Annotated in this window: 10 protein-coding genes; 4 read left to right on the plus strand and 6 right to left on the minus strand. The window is 66.4% G+C overall.

Features of this window, described 5'->3' with window-relative positions; all coding sequences use genetic code 11:
• Positions 1-32: 32 nt before the first annotated feature.
• The gene (locus AC27VL_RS12465; RefSeq protein ID WP_488766684.1) at positions 33-443 is read left to right on the plus strand and encodes a hypothetical protein; all 411 of its coding nucleotides are present in this window, start codon (positions 33-35) and stop codon (positions 441-443) included.
• 94 nt (positions 444-537) lie between these two features.
• Here the strand turns inward: AC27VL_RS12465 and AC27VL_RS12470 are convergent, their stop codons facing one another.
• From AC27VL_RS12470 to AC27VL_RS12480, 3 genes are read right to left on the minus strand one after another with little or no spacing between them, the layout of a single operon-like run.
• On the minus strand, positions 538-1,047 hold the full coding sequence (locus AC27VL_RS12470) for a fimbrial protein (RefSeq protein ID WP_488766686.1): 510 nt from the start codon (positions 1,045-1,047) through the stop codon (positions 538-540).
• A gap of 38 nt (positions 1,048-1,085) precedes the next feature.
• On the minus strand, positions 1,086-3,602 hold the full coding sequence (locus AC27VL_RS12475) for a fimbria/pilus outer membrane usher protein (protein WP_488766688.1): 2,517 nt from the start codon (positions 3,600-3,602) through the stop codon (positions 1,086-1,088).
• Positions 3,599-4,552 (minus strand): fimbrial protein, encoded by a 954-nt coding sequence (locus AC27VL_RS12480; RefSeq protein WP_488766690.1) that lies wholly within the window; start codon positions 4,550-4,552, stop codon positions 3,599-3,601. The genes AC27VL_RS12475 and AC27VL_RS12480 overlap by 4 nt, the downstream gene beginning before the upstream one ends.
• 247 nt (positions 4,553-4,799) lie before the next feature.
• Between AC27VL_RS12480 and AC27VL_RS12485 the strand changes: the two genes are divergently transcribed.
• The 3 genes from AC27VL_RS12485 to AC27VL_RS12495 all read left to right on the plus strand — a co-directional run bounded on the left by AC27VL_RS12485 (position 4,800) and on the right by AC27VL_RS12495 (position 9,188).
• On the plus strand, positions 4,800-5,312 hold the full coding sequence (locus AC27VL_RS12485) for a fimbrial protein (protein WP_191078404.1): 513 nt from the start codon (positions 4,800-4,802) through the stop codon (positions 5,310-5,312).
• Positions 5,313-5,372: 60 nt separating this feature from the next.
• Positions 5,373-6,095 carry a fimbrial biogenesis chaperone gene (locus AC27VL_RS12490; RefSeq protein ID WP_488766692.1) on the plus strand — a complete coding sequence of 241 codons (723 nt, stop codon included), beginning with the start codon at positions 5,373-5,375 and terminating at the stop codon, positions 6,093-6,095.
• 99 nt (positions 6,096-6,194) lie between these two features.
• Complete coding sequence (locus tag AC27VL_RS12495; protein ID WP_488766694.1) at positions 6,195-9,188, plus strand: ATP-binding protein; 2,994 nt, start codon at positions 6,195-6,197, stop codon at positions 9,186-9,188.
• Positions 9,189-9,198: 10 nt separating this feature from the next.
• Here AC27VL_RS12495 and thiL read toward each other — a convergent pair whose 3' ends face one another.
• The 3 genes from thiL to ribH form a co-directional block, all read right to left on the minus strand.
• Positions 9,199-10,164, minus strand: a complete 966-nt coding sequence (gene thiL / locus AC27VL_RS12500; RefSeq protein WP_180166739.1) for a thiamine-phosphate kinase — start codon at positions 10,162-10,164, stop codon at positions 9,199-9,201.
• A gap of 125 nt (positions 10,165-10,289) precedes the next feature.
• A complete protein-coding gene (nusB, locus tag AC27VL_RS12505) occupies positions 10,290-10,769 on the minus strand; it encodes a transcription antitermination factor NusB (RefSeq protein ID WP_049469504.1) in 480 nt (159 codons plus the stop codon).
• Positions 10,766-11,233, minus strand: coding sequence for a 6,7-dimethyl-8-ribityllumazine synthase (gene ribH, locus AC27VL_RS12510; protein ID WP_025876639.1), 468 nt, complete (start codon positions 11,231-11,233; stop codon positions 10,766-10,768). Before ribH ends, nusB begins: the two co-directional genes overlap by 4 nt.
• Between the last annotated feature and the right edge of the window lie 59 nt (positions 11,234-11,292).

Consider the following 11,292-nt stretch of genomic DNA (forward strand, 5'->3'; position numbering starts at 1 on the left):
CGGCCCCTTGCTTCGCACTCAAGGACGCCGCCATGACTTCTTCGCTCTATCCCTACCTCTTCGCCACCCTGGGCGATGCCGTCGAACGCCTGCCGGAGGATCTGGCAAAGGCATTGGAAACCACCCTGGGCAGCACGATGGGCGCCCACGCTGACGCAGGCATCACTCTGCTCGGCTGCCTGCAGCGCATTCGTCATGTGGAAGCCGCCGATGGCCGACCTTGGCCCTGGAAAGGCCGCAATCCGGGCCATGGCATCGCGATGGCACGCATCGACCGCGCCAATGCCGGGCTGACACTGCTGCTGGAACTGCTGCATGCCATCGAGCGTGTCCGTGTGGATGGCGATGAGGGGCAGCAGGTGGGCGATGACGTGCGCGAGGGATTGATATTGGCCTGCCGTGGGCTGGCCGAGTATGTGGATGTGCAGTTGCGGGCTGCTTAGCGGCACTTGTAGAGCCGAGCCCATGCTCGGCTTGCCTGGATCCTGATCGAAGAGCAGCCGAGCATGGCTCGGCTCTACAGGGCCGGATTGGCACTCAATCGTAGACAGCAGTCACCACGATCTCGGTGGAGATGTTGCCGGCGTTGATGCCGCTGGTGTTGGGGATGAAGTAGCCCGCCCGCAGCGGATAAGAGGCCGTCGCACCAGAGACAGCCACCGGAATGTCGGCGTCGCCTTTCTTCAGGTACGTGCTGCCGGTCGCGCCAGCCAGCAGCGCGACCGTCACGCCCGTTGCTGGCGTGGCGGCGGCAGTGTTCTTCCAGCGCTCCGGGTCGCCGTCGGCGGCCGTGCCATCGAACGACAGGCGCGCGCGGCTGACGCCCACGCAGCCGGTGAAGTTCAACGCACCTGCCTTCACGCTGTTGGCGGCACCTGGCGTCATCTCATCGGCCTTCACCGGGTCCAGCGCGATCGCCGGGGCTGCAAGCGTGCAGGTGCCCGGCAGCACGCGACCGCTGATGGTGAGGGTGGCCTGCGCACCTGCGGCCGACGCGATCAGGCACAGCATCGGCCCCCCGATCAACTGAAGAAGGGAACGGGACATGGCTGGACTCCTGTGAACGATGAAAGGAAAGACGAAACTCATGGGGCGGCGCCCTCTTCCCGCTCCGGCGTGCCCGCCTGCAGGCTCTCCGGCGGCAACGGCTGCGGCACGCACACCGTCTGGCTCCATGACAGGCCGTAGGCGTCCGGTGCATCGGGCATGCGGTAGTCGATGCGGCAGCGTCGCTTGCCATCGGGGTCGACAATCAACGCGCCACTGTCCTGTGCACCCCGCAGCTGGATCACCCCGCCCTGCCCCACCGCACCGGCCGGCGTACCGTCTTCGGTCTGCACCACCGCGGCAAACGGCAGCGGCTGGCCCAAGGCATCGGTGGCGTCGATGAACAGCGTGCGTTCGCGACGCACCTGGAACGGCACGCGCACGATGCCACCGGCGGTGGGCGCCACACGCTGCGAGGTCTGCAGCAGCTCCACCTCGATCGGCAGACCGGAGGGATCCAGATCAATGGTGTTCCAGCGATAGGGGCTGATGTGCGGCAGCAACGCGTAGCCATTGCGCGCAACGCGCAGGTCGGTACTGCTGCCGATGCGCGCGCCCTGCGCACCTGGCGCCTGCACCAGCGCGAAGCCCTCGCCCACCGGCGCGCCCAGGTTGAGGCCACCGCCATGCAGCACCACGCTGCCGGACGCACCCAGCGACAGGCTGCGGTAGTCGCCGCTGCGGCTGTAGCCGGCGTTGAGGTTGCCACGGCTGCCCTGCCACGCGGCATAGGCACTGTGGCTGTTCTGTCCGTTGCCCTGCGCGCCGGACAGGCTGTAGCTGAGCGCACGTGACTCACCCAGGCTGCCGCTGATGCCCAGCTGCGATTGCCGCCCACTGTCGGCCTGGCTGAGCTGGGTGCTGGCACGCGGTGCGTTGGCACTGCGGCCCAGCGGCACGCTGAGGGTGAACGCATAGCGCGTGTCCTGGCGGCCATCGCCCAAGCGGTAGCGCAGTGCCGACACGCCATAGTTGACCCGCCCCAACGTGCTCTGGAAGCCCAGCTGGAAATCGTTGCGGCGTCGCGCACTGTCCCAGTACGCCACGTGGCCGCCGCTGAGATACAGGTTGCTGCGCTGCCCCACCTTCTGCGAGAAGTTCACCTGGTAGCGCTGGCGGGCGCGCTGGCCATAGCCCCAGTCGTCGTTCTGCGCACGCGCCACGTCGTTGAGGCTGAGGAAGCCACGCGTGCTGTAGCGGTACGCGGCCAGGCCGAAGTTGGTACCGGTGCGCGCCACGTAGCGCTGATAATTCAAGCGGAAGCTGTTGCCGGTGACCGTCTCGCTGCCGCGCAGGCGCGCGCGCGAATGGGTCACATCGGCACCGAACGCACCGATGGCCGTGTTGACCGCGGCACCGGTGAGCAGCGCGCGATAGTCCTCACCCAGCTGCGCGCCACCCAGCACGGTAAGCCGGTTGTTCACGCCGCGCGCGTAGGTACCTTCGGTGAAGCGCAGCGCCTGCAGCGTATTGCCGGTGTCGCGCAGCTCGCCGGCGGTGACCGCAAAGCGCGACGACCCGGCACGCAACGCCTGCGGCACGGCGGAGAAATTGACGCTGAAGCGCTGCACGCGCCCATCGGCTTCGGTGACGCTGACGTCCAGGTCGCCGCCGAAGTTGGTGGGGTAGAGATCCTCGATGGTGAACGGACCGGGCGCGACGTTGCTCTCGTGGATGATGTTGCCGTTCTGGCGGATGGTGACCACCGCGTTGCCTTCGGCAATGCCCTGCACTACCGGTGCATAGCCACGCAGTGAATCGGGCAGCATGCGTTCGTCGCTGGCCACGCGCACACCGGTGAACGGAACGCTTTCGAACAGCTCGCCACCGGTGTTGCCCTGGCCCAGCAGCAGCTGGCTGTTCCAGCGCGGAATGTCGCGCTGCAGGTGGCTGCTGATGACCTGGTGGCGGGTGCCCTGGCTGCCATGGGTGAGCGACGCGCGGTGGCGCAGGCGCCATGCGCCCAGGTTCAAGCCCGCCTGCAGGCCGAGGTAGCTGCTGCCGTTGCCCTGGCTGCGGTAATGGTTGGCGCTGTAATCGATGAAGGCAGCGGTGATGCCGTCGTCGCGCAGTTCCGGCGCCACGAAGCCGCGCGCGGCGATGGCTTGCGCCGCTTGCGGAATGCTGAGGGACAACTGCAGTTCGCCGCTGTCGAAGGTGCTGTTGGCGCCCTCCACAAGCGCTGGCAGATCCACACAGGTGCTTTCCTCGGACGGCAGGGCCTCAAGAAACGCAGGCTTCAATGGCAACCCGCGTACCAGCATCGGAGAAAGGCATGGCACCGCGATCTGCGGGTCGTCCTGGATGACGAAGCGGATGTCCTGGCTGCGCAGGAACTGGCCGTTCACATGCACGTCCACCGCGTAATCGCCAGCCGGCAACGGATTGCCGTTGGCGTATCGCGCCATGTCGATGGCTTCGCCGCCGATCAGGAAGCCTTCGCTGAACTCGACGGGGGCTGCCGTGGCGTCCAGTGCAAATCCGGCCGACAGCACCGTACCTATGGCGGCGCAGAGGGATCGGGTGGCGGCACGGGTACGATTCACGGCCCTCATCGGTAGTCGGCGGTCAGCACCGCCTCGCCTTTGACGTCGCCGGGCACCAGCGGATCGGGTGTACGCAGATAGCGTGCACTGAACGGAATGGCCTGCTGGCCCTTGCTGGACCAGCCGTGCGACCAGACCTGGCCGAACTGCACCGGCTGGCCACCGCGCAACAGCTGCACCTGTACACCGCCAGCGGTGGCACCGGGAGCAGGTGCAAGCTGGCCGTTGCTGCTGCCCGGGCCATTGGCGTCGGCCAGCGACAGCTGCACGTCGATGTTGTCCATGGGGCAGTTCATCACGACGTCGAAGCTCGATTCCTTCGCGTTACTGCCGCTGGCGGCGAGATCCTCCATCCGTGCGTCATCCAGAGAATGCGAAACGTCTGCGAGGTTGCAGGTAACTACGGGAATGTCGAGTTCAAGCGTGAAGGAGTGACGATAGGGATTCGAAGCGTCATTCTCTGGCCAGAACTCGATCGTCCCTATGAACGTACTCGGTACGCTCTCCATTGCTCCTCCGCGGTAGTGGATATGCATCTGCAGGAAGTGATCAACCCATCCGGTGCTCGTAAAGGCAACACCAGGGTGGCGATTCACTTCTCCATTGCGCAGCGCGATGCGGGGCAGCGATCCGGTCTGCCCATCAGGAGTAACACTGAAAAGAAAGGTGAGCAGCGGTGATCGAGGCCCGAAGCTGTAAGCGGGAGCCATCACCCCACCGGCGGACAGGATCTCGCCTTCATAGGTCAGCCCGGCGAGATTCATGTTGATCAGAAATGCCTCCTGGCCCGGCGGGCATTGATAGGTCCTGATCTGCGACGCACCGACACCCCAGAAGCGCACGCCAGGTTGATCAAGATTCTGTGCAACCCGCACGACACTGTCGTTGATGTCGTTGAAGACCAATCGCTGACAAGCGACAGCACTTTTAGTGCTCAGTGTCAGCGAGGCAATCAGCACGAAGGCGAAAAGTATCGGCCGTTGAAGGGACGGAGGTATCCGCATGGCAACGTCTTCTGAAACAGATCGAGGCGGCGCAGTCTAGGCAGCGGCACTGCCACTTCCCATCAGATTAATTGCAGTTCGCGAACGTCAACGCGCTTTTACAACTTGTTGCATACCGCAGGCGGAGGCGCGCATCGAAACTGGCCCCACTGGCTGCCGTGGGCGGCCACTGCGTGTCCTCATTCCACAACCGAGAACTGTCATGCCACTTTCACTCCGCCTCCTGTCGCTTTCGGCCCTCGCCGTCGTCGCGCCGTCGGTGTCTGCCGAAACGCTGGAAATCACCGGCGAACTGATGACCTCCACCTGTTCGGTGGGCTCCACCGGCGGCACCATCACCGTGCCGATGGGCAAGGTCGATCTGGCCTCGGTCAACGCCAGCACCCGCGCCGGCCAGAAGAACTTCACCATCGCGCTGGATTGCTCCGGCTCGGGTGCATCACAGGATGTGGGTGTGCGCTTCGGCGGCACGCCCGATGGCAGCACCGGCAACCTGGCACTGACGGCAGCGTCTTCTGCAGCCAATGTTGGCGTGGCCCTCTACGACGCCGCGGGCAACCAGCAGAAGATCGGTGAAGACCCGGCCGTGTGGGTGACCATCGCCGCCGGTGGCAGTGGCCAGCTGGACTACAGCGCGTGGTACGCCTCACCGGCGCAGAACGCGCAGGCAGGCACCGCCAATGCCTCGGGCGACTTCGTGGTGCTCTACAAGTAATCCGCTTCCGGCAGGCCAGCACCACGCTGTGCTGGCCTGCACCCTTGAATGAGGTTGACCATGAAACTACGCGCCGAGGCGTGGATATGCGCGCTGCTGGCCGTGTCGGTGGCGCTGCCGGCATCGGCTGCGGTGACACTGCAGGGCACGCGCATCGTGCACGACGCCAGCAAGGGCCGCGACGTGACGGTCAAGGCCAGCAACGTGGGCGAGTTGCCGGCGATGACGCAGGTGTGGATCGACGACGGCGACAGCCAGTCGCGCCCGGAGAACGTGCACACTCCCTTCAGGCTGACACCGGCCGAGCCACGCCTGCTGCAGCCGAAGCAGGGCCAGGCATATCGCGTCACCTACGCACCGCGCCCATCGGAGGCGCCGCTGCCGACCGATCGCGAATCGGTGTTCTATTTCAATCTGCTGGACATTCCGCCCAAGCCCAGCGATGCCAGCGGCAAGAACCTGCTGCAGTTCGCGGTGCGTACGCGGGTGAAGCTGTTCCATCGCCCCGCCGGACTGCCGGGCAATGCACGCGACGCCGCAGCCGCACTGCAGTGGACTGCCGATGGCGATGCGCTGCAGGTGCGCAATCCGAGCGCGTACCACGTGACGTTGAGTGCGCTGACCCTTGCCGATGGGCGCAGCGTGGACGTGGATATGATCGCGCCGGGGGCACAGGTGCGTTATGCGCTGCCGGAGGGTGCCACGATGCCAGCGACGGTGGCGTTCAAGTGGCTGGATGATTACGGCACGCCGCGCGAAGCCGAAGCGCGCGTTGGACGGTAGGCGCAAACTGCGCTTACGCACTGCATCGGCGACTGCTTGCATTGAGGGCGGCCCGCGCGGCAGGCTGTAGTCCACACCCGCACGTCGCAGGTTCGCACCATGGCGTCACCCTCGGGCTCCGTGCTTGCCACCCTGCAACGATTGCAGCGCCGGCTGCTGTTCGGCGGCGGCGCCATCCTGACCGTGCTGCTGCTGGCTGCCGGCTGCGCGGCGCTGTGGCTGCGCCTGGAAACCGTGCATATCAACGAGCGCGAAGCACTACGACGCGGCCAGCAGACGGTGGATCGCTACATCGGCGAGCGCAGGCGGGCCTACGTGGCCAGCTTGAACACCAATGCCACGTTGTGGGCTACCCAGCAGCCCGCACTGATGGCCGGCGGCATGCCGATCCGCGAGCACTTCGCGGCACAGGAGGGCGCCGCAGGCGTCATGGCACCGGGCGCCCTGTCCGTCCCCTGGCTGGCGCTGTCCCCGCGCGATGGCCGTCTTCCGCCCCAGGCGGAGGCGGCGTACCTGGGCATGGTGCAGACCTATTCGGCGTACATGGCCGCAACCGTAGCGGCGCAGGATTCGCCCACCTCACTGATCTCTTTCGCCTTCGAACCGGAAGGCCGGCTGTTTGCGATCGCCGGGCTGCATGATGAAGCGCAGCTGCTGCAGCTCATGAAGGTGCAGAGCCGTGAGCAGGCGCTGGCCGTGCTGGTCCAGACCGCCGATGCGGGCTGGCAGTCGGCGGGTGCGGACTCCGAGCTTCAACTGGCCAGCGGTTGGCTGCGCGCCTACTTCGGCCGCAATCCCTTCACCGGCGAGGATGCGCTGGTCACCCAGATGCGTCTGCGCAGCAACGGTACCCCCTTCATCAACCGGCTGACGTTTGAACCTCTGCAAGGCCTGCGCGAGCGGTTGGAGGAGGCCAGCCCGGGCACGTGGGTAGTGCTGGACCGCCAGCAGAACGATGTTCTGCGCAGCGCGGTGGACGCTGCGATTTCCGGGCCTGCGCTGCACGCCGTCCCATCGCCCCGGCCTACGATGCTGGCACTGCCTGACGGCCGTGCCTTCGTGGTATCCACGCCATTGCATGGCATCGACTGGACGCTGCTGCGACTCTACCGCTGGAGCGACATCTGGGCGGCGCAGCGGATCTATCTGCTCGGCGGTGGGCTGGCCCTGGCAGCGCTGCTGGCCGCGCTGTGGACGCTTTTGCTGCTGGTGGACCGGCGCGTGCTGCGGCCGGCGCTGGAGGAAGCGGCACGGGTGCATGAAAGTGAAGCGCTGAGCCGCACGCTGATCGAAACCTCGCCGGTGGGCCTGTGCCTGCTCGACCAGCAGCGCGGGCAGGTGATCCTGCACAACCAGGCACTGGAGCAGCTGATCGGCGACACCACTGGCAACCTGATGGAAGTGCTGGTCGGCCGCCTGGTGCAACGCGTTGACGGCCAGGTACACGGCCAGCTGTTCGAGGCACCCTCCTCGGATGAGCAAGGTCCCCCGCGCTACCTGCAATCCATCGTGGCCGCCTCGCGCTACCAGCGGCGGGCGATCTGGGTCTGCGCGGTGACCGATGTGACCGCACAGAAGGAAACCCAGCAGCGTCTGCTGGATGCACGCCGGCATGCCGAACAAGCCCAGCACGATGCCGAGGCTGCGGACCACGCCAAGACCGCCTTCGTGGCGATGATCAGCCACGAAATACGCACCCCCTTGAGCGGCGTGCTCGGCCATCTTGAACTGCTTGCGCACCAGACCATGCCGGCGGCGGCGCACACGCATGTCACGCGTGCGCGCAGCGCGGCCGATGTGCTGCAGGGGCTGGTGAACGACACCCTGGACCTTTCCCGCATAGAAGCCGGGCTGATGACGCTGGAGCCGGCACCTTTCGATCCGCGTGCTTTGCTGCAGCAGACTGCGACACTGTTCGAACCGCAGGCCAGCGCGAAGGGCCTGCGCCTGGAGCTGCACACGGGCGATGCGCTGGGACCGGCCTACGTGGCCGACGCAGGCCGCTTGGCGCAGGTGATCAACAACCTGGTTGGCAATGCGGTGAAGTTCACGGCATCGGGAATGGTGGCGGTCAGCGTTGATGCCTCGGTGCGGCCTGATGGCACGGAATGGCTGCACGTGGAGGTCCGCGATACGGGCCCGGGCATCGATGCCGAGGCGCAGGACAAGCTGTTCAAGCCGTTCGTGCAGGTCGGTGCCGGATCGGCACGGCAGCACGGGGGCAGCGGCCTTGGGCTGGCCTTGTGCCAGCGTTTCAGCGAACTGCTGGGCGGCACCATCGGCGTGCACAGCACGCCGGGCACCGGCAGCGTTTTCCACGTGGACATTCCGGCACGCCGGACCACCGCCGTGGCAGACGCGCCGCCACGGCCGGCGCCTGTCGAGCGCGCGCATCCCTCGCGCGGCCACGCGTTGCTGGTGGACGACAGCGTGATCAGTCGTGACGTGACGCTGGGGCAGCTGCACGCACTCGGTTGGCAGGTCACCCTCGCGGCCGACGGAGAGGAGGCGTGGCAGCGCTGGCGCGAGGACCGGTTCGATATCGTGCTGACCGATCTGAACATGCCACGCATGGACGGATACGGGCTGGCCCGGAAGCTGCGTGCGGACGATCCCTCCATCCCCATCGTGGCGCTCACCGCCAACGCGATGCCCGAGGATGCGCAACGCGTACGCGAAGCAGGCATGTCCACCCTGCTGCTGAAGCCACTCGACCTGCCCTCGCTGGAGGCCGCGCTGCACGGATTCGATCTTGATCGCACGATCCGGCCAACGTTACCCCCGGCAGTAAGCGAGGTGGTTCAGCGGCAGATGCGCGAGGCGTTCCTGCAGACCGCGCATCGTGATTACGCGCTGCTGAGCCAAGCACTGGACAGCGCCGATGCACCGGCCCTGATCGATCTGCTGCACAGCTTTGCCGGCGCTCTGGCATTCCTGGGAGAGACCCAAGCGGCGCGCAGCTGCCAGCAGGCCGAGCAGGCCCTGCGTAGCATCGGTGTGACAGATGCGATGTCGAAGGCAACAGTTGTTGAAGCTGTCGCGTTGATCGCGGCGAGCATCGAACGCCAGGGTGCCGCGCAGCCGCAGGCATAAGCCCGCGCACTCAGCCGGCGAAGTGCTCGTACCCGCTCGGGCCGTCGTGGCCTTCGGTATGCACGCCCTGCCCTTCCATGATGCGGCCGATGCGGGTGATCGGCAGATCCAGCGATTCGGCAACGAAGTGCAACGCGTCGCGCTGGTCGGCGGCGGCGGTGAAGCACAGTTCGTAATCGTCGCCACCATGCAGAGCGCACTCACGGGCAGCATCACGGCCCAGTAGTTCGCGCAGCGCCGCTGACATCGGCAACGCATCGGCATCGACTTCGGCGCGCACACCGCTGCGTGCCGCGATGTGGCCAAGGTCGGCCAGCAACCCATCGGAGATATCCACGGCGGCATGCGCGAATGCACGCAGGCGCAGGCCCAGGGTGACGCGCGGGGTGGGACGTAGCAGGCGCAGACGCAGGGTTTCGTAGTCGGCCAGCAGCGTGGCGGCGGTCACGTTCAATGCACCCTGCTGCCACAGCCGCAGCGCTCCGGCAGCATCACCGAGGGTGCCGCTGACCCAGATGTCATCGCCAATCTGTGCGCGATCACGACGCAGCGCCTGGCCACGTGAGACCTGGCCCATTGCGGTGACCGACAGCGACAACGGGCCACGCGTGGTGTCACCACCAATCAGCGCGATGTCGTGCTGGTCGGCCAGTGCGAAGAAACCATCGGCGAAGGCCTCGATCCAGTCTTCGCTGGCCTCGGGCAGTGACAGTGCCAGCGTGCACCACGCCGGGCGCGCGCCCATCGCGGCGAGGTCGGACAGGTTGACAGCCAGCGTCTTCCAGCCGATGTCGAACGCCGGGGTTTCTGCCGGGAAATGCACGCCGCTGTTGAGCGTGTCGGCGGTGACCACCAGCTGTTCGTTCGGGCGCGGCTGCAGCAGTGCAGCATCATCGCCGATGCCGAGCACGATGTCGTCGCGCTCGACGGTGCGGGCGCGGATGCGGTCGATGAGGGTGAATTCGGCCAGGGACATGGGGCGTTCTGCTTTTTTGTAGAGCCGAGCCATGCTCGGCTGCAGTTCGATCACGCGCCGCACTGCCGGACGCAACCGTGCGCTGCACGGTGAGCCGAGCATGGCTCGGCTCTACAGAAGTCGGGTCAGTGACCCGATTCGACCTTGCGCCATTCCACGGCGGCACGATCCAGCACGCCGTTGACGTAGGTGTGGCCATGTTCGGAACCGAAGCGCTTGGCCGATTCGATGGCTTCGTTGATGACCACGCGGTACGGCACGTCCAGGCGGTAACGCAGCTCGTAACCGGCCAGGCGCAGCACGGCGCGTTCGATCGCATCCACTTCGTCGATGCTGCGGTCCAGGTACGGGCCGAAGGCTTCGTCGATGTCGCGACGGTTGTCGAGCACGCCATGCACCAGCGCTTCGAAGTACGCCAGGTCGGCGATTTCGCGGGCCTGCTCGTGGGCGAACTGGGCGATCAGCGACTGGCCGTTGCCACCGGAGATCTGCCAGGCGTAGATGGCCTGCACGGCACGACGGCGCGCGCGCGAGCGCAGCACCGGATCGATGCCATCGCGGCGGACGGGTTTACCGGAGGGCTTGCCCTGGGTGTTCTTGTTCATGGCAGCTGCTCCAGAAGGTTGACCATTTCCAATGCGGCGAGTGCGACTTCCTCGCCCTTGTTGCCGTGGCTGCCGCCTGCGCGGGCCTCGGCATCTTCCACACGTTCCACTGCCAGCACGCCGTTCAGCACCGGCACGCCGAAGTCCAGCTGCACGCGCATCAGGCCTTCGGCACAACGGTCGGCCACGTGTTCGTAATGGCGGGTGTCGCCGCGGATCACGCAGCCCAGGGTGAGGATGGCGGCGTGTTCGTGGGCGGCGGCCAGGCGCGCGGCAACCAGCGGCAGTTCCCAGGCACCCGGCACGCGGATCACGTCGATGTTGGCTTCGGCAATGCCGTTGCCGGCCAGGCTCTGGCGGGCGCCAGCAACCAGCACGTCGGTGATGCGGGCATTCCAGCGGCTGGCCAGGATGGCGAAGCGCGCCGATTCGGGAGTGCGAAGATCGCCTTCGTAGTGGCTCATATGCGGCTTGGGATTCGATTAAGGGGTAATTCTACCGTGGATGGGCCCCGGCCGTGGCT

It is taken from the genome of Stenotrophomonas sp. 14P6.2.3 (assembly GCF_057799055.1).

Coding starts and splice junctions, on each gene's coding strand:
- ribH (WP_025876639.1), bottom strand. CDS start 11,233: ATGAGCCACTACGAAGGCGATCTTCGCACTCCCGAATCGGCGCGCTTC.
- nusB (WP_049469504.1), bottom strand. CDS start 10,769: ATGAACAAGAACACCCAGGGCAAGCCCTCCGGTAAACCCGTCCGCCGC.
- AC27VL_RS12490 (WP_488766692.1), top strand. CDS start 5,373: ATGAAACTACGCGCCGAGGCGTGGATATGCGCGCTGCTGGCCGTGTCG.
- AC27VL_RS12470 (WP_488766686.1), bottom strand. CDS start 1,047: ATGTCCCGTTCCCTTCTTCAGTTGATCGGGGGGCCGATGCTGTGCCTG.
- thiL (WP_180166739.1), bottom strand. CDS start 10,164: ATGTCCCTGGCCGAATTCACCCTCATCGACCGCATCCGCGCCCGCACC.
- AC27VL_RS12485 (WP_191078404.1), top strand. CDS start 4,800: ATGCCACTTTCACTCCGCCTCCTGTCGCTTTCGGCCCTCGCCGTCGTC.
- AC27VL_RS12475 (WP_488766688.1), bottom strand. CDS start 3,602: ATGAGGGCCGTGAATCGTACCCGTGCCGCCACCCGATCCCTCTGCGCC.
- AC27VL_RS12465 (WP_488766684.1), top strand. CDS start 33: ATGACTTCTTCGCTCTATCCCTACCTCTTCGCCACCCTGGGCGATGCC.
- AC27VL_RS12495 (WP_488766694.1), top strand. CDS start 6,195: ATGGCGTCACCCTCGGGCTCCGTGCTTGCCACCCTGCAACGATTGCAG.